The sequence below is a fragment of the Streptomyces sp. NPDC048057 genome (genome assembly GCF_040653095.1).
Lineage (GTDB): Bacteria > Actinomycetota > Actinomycetes > Streptomycetales > Streptomycetaceae > Streptomyces.
Genome location: NZ_JBEZNF010000017.1, coordinates 130,583 through 149,889, shown reverse-complemented (window position 1 = coordinate 149,889; position 19,307 = coordinate 130,583). Strand labels below are relative to the sequence as shown.

Below are 19,307 nucleotides of genomic sequence, written 5' to 3'. Positions count from 1 at the left end.
CGTGCGCCCCACCTGGGCACTCCCGTAACAGCAGTCGCACCCTCGACCCCGGAGGCACCACGCATGGGCATTCCCAGATCCGCTCTGGTCACCACCGCGGCGCTCGCCGTCGCCGTCCTCCTCGCCCCCGTCCCGGCCGTCGCACTGCCCGACGAACCAGGCGGTCCGGCCACCGCGCCGGGTCGCGAACTGCGCGGCGACCGCGACCCCGTACGCGACAAGGGCGCGACCGACTCCGCGCCCGCCCGCGGTGGCCCGGGCACGGCGCGCAACGCCCTGGAGGCGCCGGCGCCCTCCTTCCACCGGCCCGGCGGATATCCGCGGCGCACGGCCCTGAAGGAGCCCGCGGCCAACCCGGCGGACAAGTCGATCAAGCTGGGCCTCGTCCCGTACCACTCCATAGCCCCCAAGCTGAACGAGCTTCAGGAGATCGGGGACCGCGTCAGCGTGGAGGTCGCCGGCACGTCGGCGTCCGGGAACGACCTGTACCTGGTGACGGTGACCGCGCCGGAGAGCGCCCGCGAGACGCGCGAGCAGGAACGGATGCGGGAGCGAATAGAGAACGCGCCCGCCCTCGCCGCGCGGGACGCGCACCTCAAGAAGGCGTACAAGACGCCGGTCTTCATCAACAACAACATCCACGGCAACGAGTGGGAGGGCACGGACGCGGCCCTGAAGCTCATCGAGGAGCTGGCGAAGGCCAAGGACGCAAAGACCCTCTCGCTGCTGGCGAAGAACCGGATCTATCTGAACGTGACCGCCAATCCGGACGGCCGGATCGCGGGCACCCGGGCGAACGCCAACGGCTTCGACCTGAACCGCGACTTCATCACCGCGACCCAGCCCGAGACGCGGGCGATCCGGCAGATCGCCATCGACAAGCAGCCCGCGGTGATGCTGGACCTGCACGGATACGTGAACGGCACCCTGATCGAGCCGACGACGCCGCCGCACGGGGAGAACTACGAGTACGACCTCTTCCTCAAGAACGCGTACGCGAACGCGCTCGGGATGGAGAAGGCCGTGAACGCCCTCGGCTACACCGCCGAGAAGGACGGCGTGCTGCCGGCGGAGATCCCCTTCCGCGACTCGGCGGAGGGCTGGGACGACTGGCCGCCCATCTTCACCCCGCAGTACATGCCCTTCCAGGGCGCGGTGGCCTCGCACACCATCGAGTTCCCGATGCGGGTCAACGGCAGCTCGTACGAGAGCCTTCCGGTGCCGGAGCTGCGGCGCCGCTCGTCGATCAACACCGCGATCGCGGGCGCCGCGATGCGCGCCACCCTGGACTTCACCCGCACCAACCGCACGCAGGTGCTGGCCGACCAGATCGAGACCTTCCGGCGCGGCGCGGCGGGCGAGGCGCAGCGGCCGGTGTCGCCGGAGACCGTGCCGGGGGTGCCCGGCATCGGCCCGGAGGACGTGTACACCACCACCTTCCCGCGCGCGTACGTCATTCCGACGGGGACGGGGCAGCGCAGCTCGGTCGCGGCGGCCCGACTGGTGGACCACCTGGTCGCGAACGACGTGCGGGTGGAGCGGGCGGTGCTGCCGTTCAAGCTGGGCGGCAAGGCGTACCCGGCGGGCTCCTACCTGGTGGACATGGAGCAGCCGAAGCGCGGCATCGCCAATGTGATGCTCGCCGAGGGCCGGGACATCAGCGGTGACGTGTCGACGATGTACGACATCTCGGGCTGGAGCCTGGGGCTGCTGTGGGGCGCCACGGTGGAGAAGGTCACCGCAGGCGGGGACCTGCGGGTCATCAGCAGGCCGGTGCCCGCGGCGGCGGCGACCGGTTACGTGGCTCCGCGGGGCGACCTGAAGCTGCGGATGGACGACCCGAAGGAGCTGGCGGCGCTCAACTCGCTGCTCGCGCAGGGCGTTCCCGTACGGCGTACGGACGACGGCGCGGCCGTCGTCCCGGCGTCGGCGCACAAGGCGGCGAAGGTGGTGGCGGAGCGCTACGGAGTGGTCTTCGCGGCGACGAAGGAGCGGGGCGTCGCACCGCTGGAGCGGGTGCGGGTGGCCGCCGCGGTGACGTCGGGCGAGCAGTTCGCCCTGCGGGAGATGGGCTTCGAGGTGGTGCCGGTGTCGACGGCGGCCCTCAACGCGGGCTTCGACTGGTCCGGGGCGGACGTGCTGGTGGTGTCGACCGGGCTGTCCCACGCGGGGCTCACCCAGGCCGCCCGGGACGCCTTCGCGGCGAGCGGCGCCGGCTTCGTCGGGATCGGGCAGGCCGGTGCCGCCTTCGGCAAGGCGGCCGGGCTGATCTCCGCCACGGCGGTGCAGGGCAACGAGGACGCGAACGGCGTGGTGCGGGTGGCGGGGGCGGGCGGTCCGCTGACCGCCGGTGCGCCGGGCCACACCTTCGTGTACTCGCCGGTGTGGTTCACCGAGCTGGGCCCGGGCGTGCGCGTCGACCAGTCGTACGCCACCGGGAACCCGCTGGTGTCGGGCCACTGGCGGGCGACGGCCGCGGGCACGGGCGGCCCGACGGACGCCGCGGGCCAGCCGTCGATCGTCAGCGCGAAGGGGCCGGGCGGGGTCCCGGCGGTGCTGATCGGCACCGAGCCGCTCTTCCGTGACCATCCGAAGGGCTCCTTCGCTCAGGTCGGACGGGCGCTGGTCACCCGCTGACCGTCTCCTGATGACGGGCCGGGCTCAGCCGCCCGGCCCGTGGGGCCGCACTCGTGACGCACGGCGACACGGGTGCGGCCCTTCCGCGTCACTGCGGGAGCGAGACGACCATCTTTCCGGTGTTCTCACCGCGGAGCATGCCGACGAAGGCGTCGAAGCCGTGCTCGATGCCTTCGACCACCGTCTCGTCGTAGACGACGTCGCCGGAGGCGATCCAGCCGGCGACGTCCTGGACGAACTGGGGCCGCAGGTCCTGGTGGTCGCTGACCATCAGACCTTCGAGGCGCAGCCGCTTGCCGATGGCCATGAACAGGTTCCGCGGGCCGGGGGCCGGCTCCGTGTCGTTGTACTGGGCGATGGCACCGCACAGGGCGACCCGGCCGTGCAGATTGAGGGCGCCGATCGCCGCCTCCAGGTGGTCACCGCCGACGTTGTCGAAGTAGACGTCGATGCCGTCGGGGGCGGCCTTCGCCAGCTGCTCGGCGACGGGGCCGTCCTTGTAGTTGAACGCGGCGCTGAAGCCGTACCGCTCGGTCAGGTGCCGGACCTTGGCCGCGGAGCCGGCGGAGCCGATCACCCGGGAGGCGCCCTTGACCCGCGCCATCTGTCCGACGAGGCTGCCGACGGCGCCGGCGGCACCGGAGACGAAGACGGCGTCGCCCTCCTTGATGCCGGCGGTGCGGAACAGGCCCGCGTACGCCGTGAGGCCGGGCATGCCGAGCACGCCGAGGTAGGCGGAGGCGGGGGCGAGCGAGGTGTCGATCTTGCGCGCCTGGGCTGCGGGCACCTCCGAGTACTCCCGCCAGCCGAGGAAGTGGGCCACGGTGTCACCGACGGCGAAGCCCTCCGCGGCGGACGCGACGACCACGCCGACCGCGTCGCCCTCCAGGGGCTGGTCGATCTGGAACGGCGGGATGTACGACGGAACGTCGTTCATCCGGCCGCGCATGTACGGGTCGACGGAGAAGTGGAGGTTGCGCACGAGGATCCGGCCTTCACCCGGCTCGGAGACCGGGACCTCACGCAGAGCCAGGTCCTCCGCCGCGGGCCAACCGTGCGGGCGGGCGACGAGCTGCCATTCACGGCTGGTCGTGGGGAGTGCGGACATGCTGGGCTACCTCCTGCGATAGCTTTCACGACGGAAACATTTCAGGTCCTGAAACAACCATGCCCCTCGATATTTCATGTTGTCAAGTATCGGAGTACTCTGATGGGCATGGCCACTTCGCGCATCGAAGGCGCCGACGTCACCGAGTCCGTCGACGCTCTTTCCTCGGAGGTGCTGGACCTCCTCACCGCACTCGTCGCGCGCTACATCACGGCGTACGACCGCGCCGCCGCAGAGCACTCCCTCACCGCCGCCCAGGCCAAGGTGTTGGCCCTGCTGACCAAGGAGCCCCTGCCGATGCGGCAGCTCGCGGACCGACTCGTCTGCGAGCCGTCGAACATCACGGGCATAGTCGACCGACTGGAGCTGCGCGGGCTCGTGGAGCGCCACCCCGATCCGCACGACCGCCGGGTGAAGTTCGCCGTGGCGACGGACGAGGGCGCGGAGACGACGCAGCGCCTGAAGGGCTCCCTGAGGGAGCTGGAGGCGCTGGCGCCGCTCGCCGACATGACGGCGGTGGAGCAGCGGCTGCTCCGGGACCTGCTGAAGCGGCTGCTGGGGTAGACGGAGCCGACGGCCGCCCCGGGGCACGACGGGCCGGGGCGGCGCTTCGTCAGCCGCGCGGCCTCACCAGCACCACCACAGGACCGGCTTGCAGGTCTCCGTGGGCGTGGGCTCCGGCGGGGTGGGCTGCCCCGTAGACGGCGCTGACGGTACTGACGGCGCCGACGGCGTGCCGCCGGGGTCGGATGTGGAGCTGGGCCCCGGCACCGGGGGCGGTTTCTGCGATGCGCCCGGCGGCTTGGCCGCGGATCCGCTGGGCTTCGCCGGGCGTCCCTTCGCGCCGGTCGGCGACGATCCGCCCGGTGCGCCGGAGCGGGTGCCGGTCGGCCGTACGGAGCCGCGCGAACCCGCCCCGTCGGTGGGCCGCTGGCTCACCCTGGCGGGGGCGTCCGGCGTGGCGCCGTCGCTCGTGGCGTCGGGCATCGGCTCGACGAGTTGGTCCTCGCGCTCCTTGACGGAGGTGGCGGAGCCGTCGTCACCGCCCTCCGTGGCCAGCTCGGCGAGGCTCAGCGCACCGGCCGCGAGCGCCAGCCCGAGGGTGCCGACGAGGACTTTGCGACCGCGCTTCTTACGGGCGCGGCGCCCGGCTCCGCGGGGGCGCGCGCCTCCCTTGCGGGCGCCCCGACGGAGTTCCGCCCGTCGCGCCGCCCGCCCCTCGCCACCGCCGCTGCCGTCGTCATCGCCCGCCGGGTCATGGGTCCTGCCGTCGTCAGCCGGCTCGGCGCCCGCGCCGACCGTCTGACCGTTTCCGGCGGGGACGCCGTCCCGACCCCGCCCCGCGGCGAAGAGGGCGACGTCGTCCAACTCGATGACGTGCCCCTCCCCTTGCGGGCCGGGGCCCTGCTGACGCAACTCCTGGGTCGGGGTCCCACAACCCGCGCAGGCCAGGGCTCCGTTGAGGTGTCGTCGGCACTGGTGGCAGTAATCCATGGCGCCCGCAGGTTATGTGGCGCAAGAGGCCAGCGGTGACGGGCCCTGTGAGGATCGTGTGTGGACTCTCCACCTTCGAGTGATTTCGGGTTTAGCAGATTGACAGGTGCGACCAGCGCAAAGGGCGGTACCTGGGGCATTCGGCGGGACACCGCGCATCCGGCAGGATGTCGGGCATGAGCACGCCCGCGCCCTTCGGTCCCCGTGAGTTCCAACTCGTCCTGCTGCGCCGGATGGCGGACCACCAGCCGGCCCTGGTGGACGACGCCCGCCGCGCGTTGGACGCGTCCACGACCGAGATGCGCGAGGCGAACCGCCACTGGCAGGCGATGAGCCGGGCCCGGGGCGCGCGCGGCCCGCTCTCCCGCTACCGTTCCGTCCTCGGCCCGCCGGAGACGACCGTGCGCCGCCGCATCGGCGACCTGGAGTGCGAGGCCCACCTGTGGCCCGTATCGCTCTGGCCCGATCTGCGCTTCGAGGTCCTGGCCGCGGCCCGCGGCGGGGCGGTCTGGAACGAGTGGCTGGTCCGGGCCCCGGGCGCCGCCCCTCCCGTACTCCGTACGGTCGACGACCTCGCCCCCTGGTCCTGCACCGTGGACGAGGCCGCCCGCGCCTTCGCCCCCGCGACTCCGATGGAGGGATCTGCCCCGACACGCTGGCAACTGTCCTTGACGGTTCCCGGGGGGCAGCCGCGCGTGGCCGAATTCTGCTGGGGCCTGCTGCAACGCCTGCTGTGAGCCTCCCTGCCACCCACCTCTGGTGACGGTGCGTCAGCCGTCGGGGTCACCCGACCGGCGCACCCAGCGAGCGCCCGGACCGCCACGGACGGACGATGCGAAGGCGAACCCAATCCGCCGCGCCCGGGAGGATCCGTCGTGAGTGTCAGTCTGGAGCAGTTGCGCCGTTGCCATGTGGCGGTGGACCTCGGTGCCGCGCGCACCAGGGTGTTCGTCAAGGGGGCCGGGCTCGTCGTCGACGAGCCGAGCGTCGCGGCGGTGAACACCAGGACCGGATCCCTGATCGCGGTCGGCGCGCTCGCCGAACAGATGACGGGTCGCACCCCGCACTACATCCGGGTCGTCCGCCCCGTCTCCGGCGGCACGGTCGTCGACATCGAGATGGCCCAGCGGATGCTGCGGCACCTGCTCGGCGAGAAGCTGCGCCGGCAGCTGCGGCGCAATCTGCGGCTGCGGGCCGCCGCCTGCACGCCCCACGACGCGGACCCGCTGGCGCAGCGCGCCGCGGTCGAGACGCTGGTGGGACTGGGGGCGCGCCGGGTGGAGCTGGTCGACACCCTGATCGCGGCAGCCGTGGGCTGCGGGCTGCCCGTGGAGCAGCCGACCGCGACGATGATCATGGTGTGCGGTGCGGCGACGACCCAGGTCGCGGTGCTCTCGTTGGGCTCGATCGTGACGGCGGAGCGGCTGCCGGTCGGCGGCAACGCCATCGACGCCGCCGTCATCCAACACCTACGCACCCAGCACGAGCTGATGCTGCCCAGCCAGTCCGTGCGCCCGCTGCAACTGGCGCTCAGCGGCAACGGCCTGACCTCCCAGGGTCCCGCGGTCACCGAAATCCACGGCAGGGACGTGGCGACCGGGCTCGCGCGAACGGTGCACATCGAGACCGCGGCCGTGTTGAACGCCATCCACACCCCCCTCACCTCGGTGCTCGACGGCATCGGGAAGGTGCTGCGGGACTGCCCGCCGGACCTGGTCGCGGACCTCGCCGACCGCGGCATCACCATGGTCGGGGGCAGTGCGCTGCTCCCCGGCCTTGACCAGATGCTGCGCGACGCGACGGGGATGCCGGTGGAGATCGCCGAGCGGCCCGACGTCTGCGCGATCCTGGGCCTCGGTGCGATGCTGGAGGGCCGGATCCAGCCACTGGTCCTCAATCCGTTGGCCGAAGTCTCCGGGTAGAGCCCGGTGCGCCGGGAGGGTCCGGACGGTTCGTCGGGTTCGTCGGGTTCGTTCGGGTACGGCGTCGGTTTCGATCGGGTAGGGCTGCGGTGGCGTTCAGGCAGAGCGGGGAAGGCGACGGGGTGAGCCGGGGCCCGTACGACGAGGCGCCCGCTCCCCCGGGTGCGCCCCCGGCCCCGGCTTCCCCGCCGGCAGCTTCGGCTGCGTCGGCGTCGACGCTGTCGGCACTGCTGGAGGCCGTGCTCAGCCTGGGCACCGACCTGGAACTCGCCACCACCCTCCAGCACATCGTTGACACCGCCGCGGGCCTGACCGACGCCCGTTACGGCGCGCTCGGCGTCATCGACCCCGAGCGCGGCACCCTCTCCGACCTGTTCACGTACGGCATGACCGAGGAGGAGCGGGCCCGGATCGGCGATCTGCCGAGCGGTGACGCCGGCATCGTCGGCCTGCTCGTCCGCGATCCGCAGCCGCTGCTGATCGACGACCTCGCAGCCGACCCGCGGTCCTCGGGCGTGCCCGCGGACCACCCCGTGATGCGTTCCTTCGTCGGCGTCCCGATCCGGGTGCACACCGAGGTCTTCGGCAATCTGTACCTGACCGAGAAGCGCGGCGGAACCTTCACCGAGGACGACCTGGCGCTGCTGCGGGTGCTCGCCTCCCAGGCGGGCATCGCGATCGGCAACGCCCGGCTGTACGAGTCGGTCCGCCGGCGGGAGCGCTGGATCGAGGGCGCCGCGGCCGTCACGACCGCGCTGCTGACCGGCAGCAGCGCCGAGGACGCCCTGACGACGGTCGCCGAACGGGCCAGGCTCCTCGCCGACGCGTCCGCGGGCGTGGTCCTCCAGCCCACCGCGGAGGGCGGCATGGAGATCGTCGCCGCGTCCACCGTGGACGACCCGGGCGACATCGTGGGCACGACCATCGCGCCCGGCTCCCCCGTGCTCGTCCAGCTCCTCGGCGGCGAACCGGTCTTCATCGAGGACTCCGCGACGGATCCGCGGATGACGACGCACGTACGGACCCGTTTCGGGCCCTCGATGATGCTGCCGCTCCAGTCCGGCGGCCGGCTCATCGGCACCCTCGCGCTGCCCAGGCGCCGCCACGGCCGCCCGTACACCTCCGCCGACCGCCTGTTGGCCTCGCAGTTCGCCTCCCAGGCCGCGCTGGCACTGGTGCTGGCGGACGCCCAGCACAACCGCGAACGGCTCGCGGTGTACGAGGACCGCGACCGCATCGCCCGCGATCTGCACGACCTGGTCGTCCAGCGCCTGTTCGCCACCGAGATGATGCTGGAGTCCACCCGTCGGCGGGCGGCGGCCGGCGAGGCGGACGAGCTGCTCGGCCGGGCCGTGGACGAGTTGGACTCCACCATCCAGGAGGTCCGCACCACGATCTTCGCCCTCCAGCAGCCGCCCGCGGAGGCACAGAGCAGCTTCCGCGGACGGGTGCTGCGGGAGACGGCCGGTGCCGCCGCGCTGCTCGGCTTCCAACCGTCCGTGCACTTCCGAGGGCCGGTCGACACGCTCGTGCGGGAGCCGACCGACCAACAGCTGATCGCGGCGCTGCGCGGGGCGCTCGCCGCGGCGCACCGGCGCGTGGGCGCCACCGCGGTCGAGGTCGTCGTGGACGCCGCGGCCCGGCTGGACGACGGCCGTCTTGGGGTACGGCTCACGGTCACGGACGACGGGGTGCGCGAGGACGGCGGCGATGCCGGCACGGTGTTCACCTGGCAGGCGCCGCGCTAGGGATCGCGCGTGGTCCGTACGGCGCAGTCCAGCGCGCCCCGCCCGCCGGGCCGTCCTTGACTGGCGGTGTGGACACCGCCCCCGCCCGGACGCCCTTCTCGGCCTATCGCAACCTGGTCATGGCCACGATCGGCTTCACGCTCACCTTCTGGGCGTGGAACCTGATCTCCCCGCTGGGCAGCTTCTACAAGGACCGGCTGGACCTGACCTCCTTCCAGCAGTCCCTGCTGGTAGCCGTGCCGGTGATCGTCGGGTCACTGGGCCGGGTGCCGGTGGGCGCGCTCACCGACCGCTACGGCGCCCGGTTGATGTTCCCGCTGGTGACGGCCGGCACGATCGTGCCCGTGCTGCTGCTGATCTGGGTGAAGGACTCGTATCCGCTGATGCTGGTCGTGGGCTTCCTCCTGGGTCTCGGCGGCACGACCTTCGCGATCGGCGTGCCGCTGGTGAACTCCTGGTTCCCGCCCGCCAAGCGCGGCTTCGCCATCGGGATCTTCGGGATGGGCATGGGCGGGGTGGCCCTGTCGGGGTACTTCACCCCGCGGATCGCCCAGCACGGCGAGAACCTGCCCTTCGTGGTGGTCGCGATCGCCCTCGCCGCCTTCGCCGTGCTCGGCGCACTGCTGATCACCGACCGGCCCGACCGACCGGTCCCCACGGAGTCGTTGGCGACGCGGCTCGCGCGCGCGGGACGGCTGCGGGTGACCTGGGAGCTGTCCGCGCTGTACGCGATCGGCTTCGGCGGGATCGTGGCCTTCGGGGTGTACCTGCCGACGTACCTGAGGACCTGGTACGACCTGAGCCTGACGGACGCGGGCACCAAGGCGGCTGGATTCGCGCTGGTCACGGTGGTCTTCCGGCCGCTCGGCGGCTGGCTGTCGGACCGGATCCACCCGGCGTACGTCACCGCGGTCGCCCTCGGCCTGGTGGCGCTGATGGCGATCGTGCAGGCATTCGAACCGCAGCTCCAGCCCGGTGGCACGATCGCGCTGCTGCTGATGGCCGCGGGCCTCGGGACCGCGTCCGGCAGCGTCTTCGCGCTGGTCGCCCAGGTCACACCGCAGGCCCAGGTCGGCAGCGTGACCGGCATCGTCGGCGCGATGGGCGGGCTCGGCGGCTTCGTGCCGCCGCTGGTGATGGGCGCGATCTACAGCGCGAAGGGGTCCTACGCGATCGGGTTCATGCTGCTCTCGGACCTGGCGCTGGCCGGCTGCGTGTACGCGTACGGGCGGATGCGCACCGCGCGCCCGATGGCTCCGGAGCCCGCCTCCCCCAATGGAGCTAGCTCGAAGACGCGATGACCGGCGGCGGTGCGGTGGGGAGAATGGAGGTCCCAGGCCGCCGGCTTCCGATGGAGGACGATCGACGTGAGTGACCTCTTTCCCGCGCTGCGCTCCACCCCCGACCGAACCGCCCTGCACTTCCCCGCGCGCTCGTTGACGTACGGGCAGCTGACGGCGGTGGCGGGCGTGGTGGCGCGGCGGATAGGGGCTGCGTCCCGGGTCGCCCTGTGGGCGACGCCCACGCCGCACACGGCGGTGGGGGCGGTGGCGGCGCTGCTCGCCGGCGTGCCCGTGGTGCCGCTGAATCCGAAGACGGGCGAGCGCGAGTTGGCCCACATCGTCGGGGACAGCGCGCCCACGGCGGTGCTGGCGGGTCCGGATGACCGGCTCCCGGCAGCGCTCGACGTACTGGAGCGCATCACGGTCGACCTCGGTGAAGGTGCGGATGCGGAGGGCACCGCGCCGTCGCCGCGGGGTGGTGTGCCCGTCGACCCGACCGCCCCGGCCATGGTCGTCTACACCTCGGGGACGACCGGCCCGCCCAAGGGCGCGGTGCTCTCCCGACGGGCGATCACCGCCAGCCTGGACGCGTTGGAGGACGCCTGGGCGTGGACCGCCGATGACGTCCTGGTGCACGGACTGCCGCTGTTCCACGTCCATGGGCTGATCCTCGGGATCCTGGGCCCGCTGCGCCGCGGCGCCCAGGTGCGACACCTGGGCCGGTTCTCCGTCGACGGCGTCGCGCGCGAGTTGAGCGACGGCGGCACCATGCTGTTCGGCGTCCCGACGATGTACCACCGGCTGGCGGAGGCCCTGGCCGACGATCCCGCGCTGGTGAAGGCGTTGGCGGGGGCCCGGCTGCTGGTGTCCGGCTCCGCCGCCCTCCCCCTGCACGACCACACCCGGATCACCGCCGCCACCGGCCGCACGGTCGTGGAGCGGTACGGCATGACCGAGACCCTGATGAACACCAGCGTCCGCGTCGACGCACCGCAGCCGCGCCCCGGTTCGGTCGGGGTGCCGCTGCCCGGTGTGGAGCTGCGGCTCGTCGACGAGGACGGCGCGCCCGTCGCGGCGTACGACGGGGAGACCATCGGCGAGATCCAGGTGCGCGGCGACAATCTCTTCTCCGGGTATCTGAATCGGCCGGACGCGACGGCGGAGGCGTTCGACGGCGACTGGTTCCGCACCGGCGACATGGCGGTGCGCGACCCCGACGGCTCCGTGCGCCTCGTCGGCCGCAGGGCCACGGACCTGATCAAGAGCGGTGGCTACAAGATCGGCGCGGGCGAGATCGAGAACGCGCTCCTGGACCACCCCGGTGTCCGCGAGGCCGCGGTGACGGGTGAGCCGGACCCCGACCTCGGGGAGCGGGTGGTCGCGTGGATCGTGCCGACGGAGCTGGCGGACCCGTCCGCGCGACCGTCGGCGGACGCCCTCGCGGCGCACGTCGCGGGGCTGCTCTCACCGCACAAGCGCCCGCGGGAGGTGCGCTTCTTGACCGCGCTCCCCCGCAATGACATGGGCAAGGTCATGAAGCGGGCGCTCCGTGAGTAGGCCGTCGTCAGGCGGTGCGGCAGCCGGCTGGTTAGTGCGTACGGCTCGGTGGTGCCAAGGCGCGTGCGGTCGTTCCGTCCACGCCGGGAAGGGGCTCGCCGAGCCTGCCGCCCCTGGCCGCTGCGGATGTGGCGTCCTCCGCCCGCCAGCGTTGCTCCGGGGTGCCGTTGCGGACCTTGACCACGGTCACGGCTCCCACGTCCGGTGCGCTGGGAACGAGGGCCAGCCCCGCGCTCCAGCCGGGCAGCAGGTGTCCCCGGACGGTGAGGTCGTGGCGCAGGTCGACACCCGGAGTCTTGCCGCCGGTGCCGCTGGCCTCGGGGCTGCCGGGGTTGCTGGGACTGATGGAGTGGCCGGCACAGGGGCTCAGTTCGGGTACGGCATCGAGTTGCCGGGAGTCGAGACAGAGCCCGGGCGCCGATGCGCTGCGCAGCAGGTCGTCGTCCCCGTAGGTCCACGTCTGGGTGGCGGCCGACTTCGTGCAGACGGCCATCACGAGTTCGGCGCCCGCGGTCGGCACCCGGTCGCGTACGTCGAGGCAGAGGCCGGATGCGATGTGGCGCAGCCGGACGTTCAGGGGCGGCGCCGGGTCGGTGACGGGGATGGAGCCCGGTGCGGACACGGAGGAGGGCCAGGTGCCCGGGCCCGCGTTGGCCCTGGAGCCCTCGTCGGCCCACGGCCGGGACACCGCGGTCGCCACCAGGAGCAGGCCGACGCCCAGACCGAATCCGGTGACGAGAGACGCCCGACTGCGCCGTGCCCGGCGTCGGCGGGCCGAGCGGCCGGGACCGGTCAGGCTGACCGGGGCGATGGGGCTGCTCGGGCCGCCCGGGTCGTACGCACCGTTGGATGCTGGTGGGCCGGTGCTTTCGGCGCGCTTGTGGCGTCGGGCGCCGCGCACCGCGCGCGACGGCGTGGGGATTCCGGGGTCGGCGGCTCTTCGGGCGGGCCGGGAGTCGACGTAGGGCCGCGCTGCCCTGCCGAGCAGGCTTTCCGCGAGCAACAGCCCTCGTCGGTCTCCTCGGTGGTCGAGCTGTTCGACGGTGGACCGGCAGTGCCGGCAGGCGCGGAGGTGGGCCCGGACGTCGGGGAGGAAGGTTCGGCGGCGGCGCAGGGCGACGTCGATGAGGCGGTGGTAGCCACGGCACTCCCCGTCCGGGGCGAGTTCCAGGTGGCTGCGGAGCACCCCGGCCCGCAGGAGCTCCCGCCCCTGCTCCAGTTGGACGGCCGCGGTGCCCGGGTCCATCGCCAGCAGACCGGCGGGGACGGAGATCGCCTCGCCCTCCACCTCGGCGTGCCAGAGCAGGCACTGATCGGTCTCCCGCAGGGCGAGGAAGGCCCGGGCGACGAGCGTGCGGTCCGCGGCGGGGCTGAAGAGTTCGGCGGGGACGGCGCGCCCGCTCTCGGGGTTCTGCAAGTCGGGCAAGGCGGTCACCCGGTCGTCGAGGGCCCAGGTCCGGGCGATGCGGCGGGCGGTGACGAGGAGCAGCGGACGCGGCGCGGTCGGTGTTCCGTTGGGTATGCGGGCGCCGGGTCGGCGCAGTTGCTCAAGTCCCTTGCTGAAGGCCGCCGTTGCCAGCAGGGAGGCGGCTTTGGTCGAGGGGGTCGCGATCGAGGCGTAGTCGTGGACCGACTGCCAGTGGCGCGCCATCAGAACGGCTGTGGGGTGGGCCTCTTGGCGCGCTTCCGAGGGTGGTTGTCGGGTGGCGTTCCGCAGTTCTTCCGCCAGCTCCGCATCGGACGTGCCGGCGCCGGCGACGGCCGAGCGGGAGGCGGGTCGGGGCGGCGGGAGGGGTGGCTGCTGCATGGGACGTCTTCCATCCGGGGCAGTGCGGTGGGGGGTCGACCGGTGTCTTCCGGGCCCTGGTCAGGGGCGGATGCCGAGGGCACAGGTCAGGTGGTCGGCTGCCGAATGGGGCGGGCGCCTCGGGGCGCACGCGGGTCTCGCCACCGTCCCATGCGAACGGTCGATCACCAACGCCCTTGGTCCGGGCGCGCGGACGCTCACCTTTGCACAGCCCTCACATGTGCAACAAGACTTCTCCGAGCGATAGCCCGGTCGCTCTGCGTCGACACGCGGAGAACGTCCCGAGGCGTCCTTCGGGCTCAGAGCGCGACGACAGTGACCTCCGTGGCCTTGACGCTGGTCCACACCGCGCTGCCCTCGGCGAGCGCGAGTTCGGCCGCGGCCTGCGGGGTGATCTCGGCGACGAGGTCGGGGGCGTCGGGCGAGGTGACGAGCACGCGCAGTCGGCTGCCGCTGGCCGTGATCTCCCGTACGGTGCCGGGCCAGACGTTGCGCGGGCTCCCGCCCGGCCGCTCCCGGTGGACGGAGACCGCCTCCGGGGCGATGATCGCCAGCGCCCGGGTGCCCTCGGGCAGCGGATCGGCGACGACGAGCCGACCGCCGCCGGTCAGGTCGAGGCCGTTGCCCGCCGCCGTGCCGGGCCAGGCGTTGCGTCCCAGCATCCGGGCCACCCACGGCGAGCGCGGATGGCGGGTGACCTCGGCGGGCGGTGCGTCCTGGAGGGCCCGGCCGTCGTCGAGGACGAGGACCCGGTCGGCCAGGGACACCGCCTCCACCGGGTCGTGGGTGACGATCAGGCACACCCCGCCGAAGCCGTCGAGGTGGCCGCGGAGCGTGTGCCGCACCCGGGCGCGGGTGGTCTGGTCGAGCGCGGCCAGCGGCTCGTCGAGCAGCAGCAGCCGGGGACGGGTGGCGAGGGCCCGGGCGAGCGCCACGCGTTGCGCCTGCCCGCCGGAGAGCTGCGCCGGCCTGCGGTGGGCGAGCACGCCCACACCGAGGCGGTCGAGCCACGTCTGCGCGGTGCGCCGGGCCTCGGCGCGCGGGACGCCCTGGGCGCGCAGCCCGTACGCGGTGTTCCCGAGCGCGCTGAGATGCGGGAACAGCGCACCGCTCTGCGGCACCCAGGCGACCTTGCGACGGTGCGGCGGCAGTTGCGTCACCTCGTCGTCGCCGAGGCGGAGTTCGGCGTGGGCACGGTCGGTCAGGCCGAGGAGGGCGCGCAGCAGGGTCGTCTTGCCGGCGCCGTTGGGGCCGACGACGGCGATGGCGGTGCCGGGCTCGGCGTCGAGGGTGAGCCGGGTGAAGCCGGTGACGTCGGCGGCGAGGGACCAGCGTCCGCCTGCCTCCCCACCGGGTACGGACGCCTGCTCTCGCACGGGTGTGGGATCCGGCAGGGGATCGGGCCCTGGTTCCGTCGCGCCGCCCGGAGCATCGGCTTCCGTACGGTCGGCGGTCGCCCCGCCCGTCCACCGCCCCCGGAGCGCGATCAGCACCGCCATGGCGATGGCGAGCAGCAGCAGCGATACGGACGTCGCCGCCTCCGGATCGTCCTGGAGGAGCAGGTACACCTGGAGCGGCAGGGTCTGGGTCACCCCCGGCAGATTGCCCGCGAAGGTGATCGTCGCACCGAACTCCCCGAGCGCCCGAGCCCAGGTGAGCGCCGCGCCCGCGATCAGCCCGGGGGCGACCATCGGCAGGGTGACCGTGCAGAAGACCCGTACGGGAGAAGCGCCGAGGGAGGCCGCCGTCTCCTCGTACTCCGGGCGCAGGCCGTTCAGCGCGCCTTCCAGGCTGATGACGAGGAAGGGCATCGCCACGAAGGTCGCGGCGACGACCGCGCCCGAGGTGTGGAAGGGGAGGGTGATCCCGAAGGCGTCCTCCAACCAGGGCCCGATCAGCCCGCGCCGCCCGAACCCGAGGAGCAGGGCGACCCCGCCCACGGTGGGCGGCAGCACCATCGGCAGCATCACCAGGGACCGTACGAGCGCCTTGCCGGGGAAATCGGCCCGGGCCAGCAGCCAGGCCAGGGGCACGCCCAGCACTAGAGAAAGTCCCAGCGCCCAGAAGGAGACGAGCAGCGAGAGACCCAGCGCCTCGGTGACACCGGGGCTGGTCAGATGGGTGCCGAGATCGGCCCACTCGGTACGGACGAGGATGCCGAGCAGCGGAATCAGCAGGAACGCGACGGCCAGCAGCGCGGGCACGGCGAGCGCCAGCGGCACGCCCCCGCGCGGACGGCCGCGGCCGGGGCGGGGCCTGCTGCGGGGGCGGGACTTCATCACGTTCCTACGGTTCGGTGCGGACAGGCCCTAGGGCTTCTGGAACCCCGCGTCCTGGAGGATCTTCTGTGCCTCGGGGCCGGCCAGCCAGGTCACGAAGGCGGTGGCCGCCTCGCCGTGCCGGGAGGTCTTCAGAGTCGCGGCCGGGTACTCGGCGATCGCGTTCTGCGCGTCCGGGATCTCGATGGCGTCCACCTTGTCCGGCACGGTGGCGGCGTCGGTCTTGTAGACGAGCCCGGCGTCGGCCTCGCCCAGTTCGACCTTGCTGAGCACGGCACGGACGTTGGGCTCCTGGGAGACCGGCTTCACCACGATCTTCTGGGCGTCCAGAATCTTCTGCCCGTAGCGGCCGACGGGCACCTCGGGCGCCGCGAGCACCACCTTCATGCCCGGGTCGGCGAGGTCCTTCAGCTCGTCGACCTTCTTCGGATTGCCGTCCTCGGTGGCGATGACGAGCCGGTTCTTGGCGATGACCTCCGGTGTGCCGGTGTCGGACGCCAGCCCGTCCATCGTCTTGGTGTCGGCGGTCACCAGCACGTCGGCAGGCGCGCCCTGCCTGACCTGGGCGGCCAGTTCCTGCGAACCGGCGAAGGAGAAGGTGACCTCGGTGCCGGGGTGGGCCTTCTCGTACGCGGCGCCCGCCGCCTTGAAGACGTCCGTGAGCGAGGCGGCGGCGAGCACCGTCAGCTCGGCCTTCGGGGGGTGGCTCCCCGCACCCGTGGCGGAGTCGCCGGTGTCCTTCTCGGAGTCGTCGTTGCCGCAGGCGGCGGCGAGCGGCAGCACCAGCGCGGTGGCCAGTGCGACGACGGCGCGGCGGCGGGCGGGGGACGGCACGGACATGGGGAGCACTCCTTGGGCCCGGGGGACGCGGGGACGCGAGGGGGACGAGCAGCGCGGGCGGGCGGCACGCGGTGCGCCGCGGTCAGGGGTGGTCAAGGGCGGTCGATGTGCACGCTGGTCGACTTCACCCGGGCCGTGGCGGTCATGCCGACTTCCAGCCCCAGTTCCTCGACGGCCTCGCGGGTCAGCAGGGAGACCAAGCGGTGCGGACCGGCCTGGATCTCCACCTGCGCGGCGACGTCCCCGAGCTTGACCGCGGTGACGATCCCGGGGAAGGCGTTGCGCGCCGAGGTGTACGGCGGGTCCTCGTCGCCGTCGCCGCTGCCGCTCTGGGCGACCTCGATCGAGAAGGCGGCCAGGTCCCGGCCCTCGATGAGTCGACGGCCGCTCTCGTCACGATGGGTGGCCACCCGGCCTGCGTCCGCCCAGCGGCGCACGGTGTCGGGGCTCACGCCCAGCAGACGCGCCGCCTGGCCGATCGTATAAGACTGCATATGCCGCACGATAGGCGGATCAGACTGGCACCTACAAGGAGATAATCGCAAAACCCTGGCATCTGCAAGGTCATCCGCTCGCGGCGGCGCCGACCTCGATCGCCCTGGCCGCAACTGGCGGCGCCGGCGCTTGACCGGTCGCACGTACGGGCGGAGACTCGAAGTGCGCCCGCCACGGGCCGGGCGATTCCACGGACCATCTCCCATGAAGGCCCCGACGACTCCCCTCCGGTCGGGGCCTTCGCCCTCACGTCGCCCCGGTCTCGCCCTCCGCGCCCTGCTCCCCCTCGGGTTCGACGGGGTGCCGCACCCGCACCTTGAGCGCCTTCTCCACCTCGTACCGCCCCTGCCCGCTGGCCGCGGCGTGCGCGGTGATCGCCGCCTGGACCGCCTGCGCGGTCTCCAACGTGAGCCCCCCGGCCTGGATCTCTTCCCACGCCCGGACTTCCAGGGCCACCAACTCATCCGTTAGTGCGATTTCAGCCATGGCTGAAATCTTATGTGCGCCCCGTACGAACGACTGCCAACGCCGCGGAAACCTTTCGCCCCGCGCCGTCCCCGACCGTGCCCCCCGACGCCGGGCGGAAGAGCGTGAGCGCCATCCAGCGACGGATAGAGGCCCGCACCGGGCTGGACGACCAGCTCGGCCGCGTGGAAGCCCCCCGCGACCACGGCGGCGACCCGCGGCCGCGGACCGCCGCCGCTACCCGGGCGCCTCGCGCCCGTACGACTGCGCGTACCGCGCGGGGGTTATCCGCAGGTGGCGGGTGAAGTGCCGGTTCAGATGCGCCTGGTCGTAGAAGCCCACGCTGGTGGCGACCTCGGCCGGCCGCCGGCCCTCAAGGAGCAACCGGCGCGCCCGGTCGATGCGCCGCCCCGTCAGATAGGCGTGCGGCGCGATCCCGTACCGCCGGGTGAACGCGCGGATCAGGTGCGTGGGGTGCGCGTGCAGCAGTCCGGCCGCCTCGGCCATGGAGACGCCGGCGGCGATCCGGGAGTCGAGCAGTTCGCGCAGCGCCTCGGCGAGCGGCCCGGGCGGCGGGCCGGGGTCGTGGGCGGGCAGTGCCCGCAGATGCCGCAGCAGCCGTTCCCGCACGAGCGCCAACCGCGACTCCGCCTCGAACCCGGTTCCGCTCCCTCCGGCGGGCGGAACGTCGCGGAGGGCGCCGTGCAACTGCCCGATGCGGTGGTGCAGCAGGGCGTCCCGGTGGACGGGGATGTCGACGGCGGCTCCCGTCAGCCGCTCCGGCAGCACGTCCGACTCCAGGTAGAGGACCCGCTTGCGAAACCCCCGCACGCCCACCGTCCGCCCGTCGTGCGGCACCCCGGGCGGCAGCAGGACGACCGTGCCCAGCCCGTCCGCGCCGTGCCGGTGCCGGTCGAGCCCGAAGTCGACGCAGCCGTCGTCGAGGATCATCAGCGCCCAGGTGTCGTGCGTGTGCACGGGATACGCGTGGTCGGCGAAGTGCGCGTGGAACGACTCGGCGATCCCGGCCACCGCCGGCCGCCACGCACTGACCCGCGCCCCGGTCCGTCCGCCGCTCATGCAAGGAACGTACAAGACCCGCGTCCACGATGGCCGGCACGCTCGTTCCATGACCACCTCGAACCCCACGCCGACCACCCCGCGCACCGCGGCGGACGCCGCCGTCCCCGGCCGCGCCGCCGTCAACATCGCGCACAAGCTCTCGCTCTTCAACGACCTGTGGGCGCAGAAGAAGATCGCCGACGTCAACGACTACGAGGTCAAGCTCGCCAAGGTCGGCGGGGAGTTCGTCTGGCACTCCCACCCCGACACCGACGAACTCTTCCTCGTCATCAGCGGTCGGCTCACCATCCGCCTGCGGGACGGGGACGTCACCCTCGACCCGGGCGAACTGTTCGTCGTGCCCCGTGGCGCCGAGCACTGCCCGGTGGCCGAAGAGGAGACGGCCATCCTGCTCCTGGAGCCCAAGGACACGCCCAACACGGGCGACGCGGGCGGCCCGCTGACCAGGGCGCCGGAATTGCTGGAATGAATCTCCGGGCCGGTGAAGAAGAGGGCCCGGCCCCACGATGACCAACGGCGCCGAAAGATATGGGGAATCACCGTCACCACGGGCCCCGCCGGCGGGCGACGACCACCCGAACGAGGCCCG

General features: G+C 73.1%; 16 protein-coding genes. 8 read left to right on the top strand and 8 right to left on the bottom strand.

All coding sequences use genetic code 11. From position 1 onward, the window contains the following. Positions 1 to 63: 63 nt before the first annotated feature. Positions 64 to 2,637, top strand: coding sequence for a M14 family zinc carboxypeptidase (locus AB0E05_RS21350; RefSeq protein ID WP_361965699.1), 2,574 nt, complete (start codon positions 64 to 66; stop codon positions 2,635 to 2,637). 88 nt (positions 2,638 to 2,725) lie between these two features. Here the strand turns inward: AB0E05_RS21350 and AB0E05_RS21345 are convergent, their stop codons facing one another. Continuing rightward, a complete protein-coding gene (locus AB0E05_RS21345) occupies positions 2,726 to 3,745 on the bottom strand; it encodes an NADP-dependent oxidoreductase (protein ID WP_361965697.1) in 1,020 nt (339 codons plus the stop codon). Positions 3,746 to 3,853: 108 nt separating this feature from the next. Here AB0E05_RS21345 and AB0E05_RS21340 point away from each other — a divergent pair, with 108 nt between their 5' ends. Continuing rightward, positions 3,854 to 4,309: a MarR family transcriptional regulator gene (locus AB0E05_RS21340; protein WP_361965695.1), complete on the top strand. Its 456-nt coding sequence runs from the start codon at positions 3,854 to 3,856 to the stop codon at positions 4,307 to 4,309. Positions 4,310 to 4,372: 63 nt separating this feature from the next. Here the strand turns inward: AB0E05_RS21340 and AB0E05_RS21335 are convergent, their stop codons facing one another. Then, positions 4,373 to 5,161, bottom strand: coding sequence for a hypothetical protein (locus tag AB0E05_RS21335; protein ID WP_361965693.1), 789 nt, complete (start codon positions 5,159 to 5,161; stop codon positions 4,373 to 4,375). A gap of 254 nt (positions 5,162 to 5,415) precedes the next feature. On the opposite strand from AB0E05_RS21335, the gene AB0E05_RS21330 reads away from it, so the two are divergent. The 5 genes from AB0E05_RS21330 to AB0E05_RS21310 all read left to right on the top strand — a co-directional run bounded on the left by AB0E05_RS21330 (position 5,416) and on the right by AB0E05_RS21310 (position 11,749). Beyond that, positions 5,416 to 5,976 (top strand): hypothetical protein, encoded by a 561-nt coding sequence (locus AB0E05_RS21330; protein ID WP_361965691.1) that lies wholly within the window; start codon positions 5,416 to 5,418, stop codon positions 5,974 to 5,976. Between the two features lie 138 nt (positions 5,977 to 6,114). Beyond that, the gene (locus AB0E05_RS21325) at positions 6,115 to 7,161 is read left to right on the top strand and encodes a rod shape-determining protein (protein WP_361965689.1); all 1,047 of its coding nucleotides are present in this window, start codon (positions 6,115 to 6,117) and stop codon (positions 7,159 to 7,161) included. A 218-nt stretch (positions 7,162 to 7,379) separates the two neighbouring features. Next, a complete protein-coding gene (locus AB0E05_RS21320) occupies positions 7,380 to 8,909 on the top strand; it encodes a GAF domain-containing protein (RefSeq protein ID WP_361965824.1) in 1,530 nt (509 codons plus the stop codon). 119 nt (positions 8,910 to 9,028) lie between these two features. After that, complete coding sequence (locus AB0E05_RS21315) at positions 9,029 to 10,210, top strand: MFS transporter (RefSeq protein WP_361965822.1); 1,182 nt, start codon at positions 9,029 to 9,031, stop codon at positions 10,208 to 10,210. Between the two features lie 66 nt (positions 10,211 to 10,276). Continuing rightward, positions 10,277 to 11,749 carry an acyl-CoA synthetase gene (locus AB0E05_RS21310; RefSeq protein WP_361965687.1) on the top strand — a complete coding sequence of 491 codons (1,473 nt, stop codon included), beginning with the start codon at positions 10,277 to 10,279 and terminating at the stop codon, positions 11,747 to 11,749. A gap of 31 nt (positions 11,750 to 11,780) precedes the next feature. Here AB0E05_RS21310 and AB0E05_RS21305 read toward each other — a convergent pair whose 3' ends face one another. The 6 genes from AB0E05_RS21305 to AB0E05_RS21280 all read right to left on the bottom strand — a co-directional run bounded on the left by AB0E05_RS21305 (position 11,781) and on the right by AB0E05_RS21280 (position 18,715). Further along, entirely contained in the window at positions 11,781 to 13,556 is a 1,776-nt protein-coding gene (locus tag AB0E05_RS21305; RefSeq protein ID WP_361965685.1) for a ricin-type beta-trefoil lectin domain protein, read from the bottom strand. A 299-nt stretch (positions 13,557 to 13,855) separates the two neighbouring features. Further along, complete coding sequence (locus tag AB0E05_RS21300; RefSeq protein WP_361965683.1) at positions 13,856 to 15,835, bottom strand: ABC transporter permease; 1,980 nt, start codon at positions 15,833 to 15,835, stop codon at positions 13,856 to 13,858. Between the two features lie 30 nt (positions 15,836 to 15,865). Next, a complete protein-coding gene (gene modA, locus AB0E05_RS21295) occupies positions 15,866 to 16,675 on the bottom strand; it encodes a molybdate ABC transporter substrate-binding protein (protein ID WP_361965681.1) in 810 nt (269 codons plus the stop codon). A 92-nt stretch (positions 16,676 to 16,767) separates the two neighbouring features. Continuing rightward, entirely contained in the window at positions 16,768 to 17,169 is a 402-nt protein-coding gene (locus AB0E05_RS21290) for a helix-turn-helix transcriptional regulator (RefSeq protein WP_361965679.1), read from the bottom strand. 247 nt (positions 17,170 to 17,416) lie between these two features. After that, positions 17,417 to 17,656 carry a hypothetical protein gene (locus tag AB0E05_RS21285; protein ID WP_361965677.1) on the bottom strand — a complete coding sequence of 80 codons (240 nt, stop codon included), beginning with the start codon at positions 17,654 to 17,656 and terminating at the stop codon, positions 17,417 to 17,419. Positions 17,657 to 17,872: 216 nt separating this feature from the next. Next, entirely contained in the window at positions 17,873 to 18,715 is an 843-nt protein-coding gene (locus AB0E05_RS21280; protein WP_361965675.1) for an AraC family transcriptional regulator, read from the bottom strand. Positions 18,716 to 18,764: 49 nt separating this feature from the next. Between AB0E05_RS21280 and AB0E05_RS21275 the strand changes: the two genes are divergently transcribed. Then, positions 18,765 to 19,187, top strand: a complete 423-nt coding sequence (locus AB0E05_RS21275) for a cupin domain-containing protein (protein WP_361965673.1) — start codon at positions 18,765 to 18,767, stop codon at positions 19,185 to 19,187. Positions 19,188 to 19,307: the final 120 nt, after the last annotated feature.

What these genes read in the sequence shown, in the direction of transcription:
- AB0E05_RS21315 (WP_361965822.1), top strand. Translation starts at nt 9,029, where the DNA reads ATGGCCACGATCGGCTTCACGCTCACCTTCTGGGCGTGGAACCTGATC.
- AB0E05_RS21345 (WP_361965697.1), bottom strand. Translation starts at nt 3,745, where the DNA reads ATGTCCGCACTCCCCACGACCAGCCGTGAATGGCAGCTCGTCGCCCGC.
- AB0E05_RS21340 (WP_361965695.1), top strand. Translation starts at nt 3,854, where the DNA reads ATGGCCACTTCGCGCATCGAAGGCGCCGACGTCACCGAGTCCGTCGAC.
- modA (WP_361965681.1), bottom strand. Translation starts at nt 16,675, where the DNA reads ATGTCCGTGCCGTCCCCCGCCCGCCGCCGCGCCGTCGTCGCACTGGCC.
- AB0E05_RS21275 (WP_361965673.1), top strand. Translation starts at nt 18,765, where the DNA reads ATGACCACCTCGAACCCCACGCCGACCACCCCGCGCACCGCGGCGGAC.
- AB0E05_RS21330 (WP_361965691.1), top strand. Translation starts at nt 5,416, where the DNA reads ATGAGCACGCCCGCGCCCTTCGGTCCCCGTGAGTTCCAACTCGTCCTG.
- AB0E05_RS21280 (WP_361965675.1), bottom strand. Translation starts at nt 18,715, where the DNA reads ATGAGCGGCGGACGGACCGGGGCGCGGGTCAGTGCGTGGCGGCCGGCG.
- AB0E05_RS21300 (WP_361965683.1), bottom strand. Translation starts at nt 15,835, where the DNA reads ATGAAGTCCCGCCCCCGCAGCAGGCCCCGCCCCGGCCGCGGCCGTCCG.
- AB0E05_RS21290 (WP_361965679.1), bottom strand. Translation starts at nt 17,169, where the DNA reads ATGCAGTCTTATACGATCGGCCAGGCGGCGCGTCTGCTGGGCGTGAGC.
- AB0E05_RS21285 (WP_361965677.1), bottom strand. Translation starts at nt 17,656, where the DNA reads ATGGCTGAAATCGCACTAACGGATGAGTTGGTGGCCCTGGAAGTCCGG.
- AB0E05_RS21305 (WP_361965685.1), bottom strand. Translation starts at nt 13,556, where the DNA reads ATGCAGCAGCCACCCCTCCCGCCGCCCCGACCCGCCTCCCGCTCGGCC.
- AB0E05_RS21350 (WP_361965699.1), top strand. Translation starts at nt 64, where the DNA reads ATGGGCATTCCCAGATCCGCTCTGGTCACCACCGCGGCGCTCGCCGTC.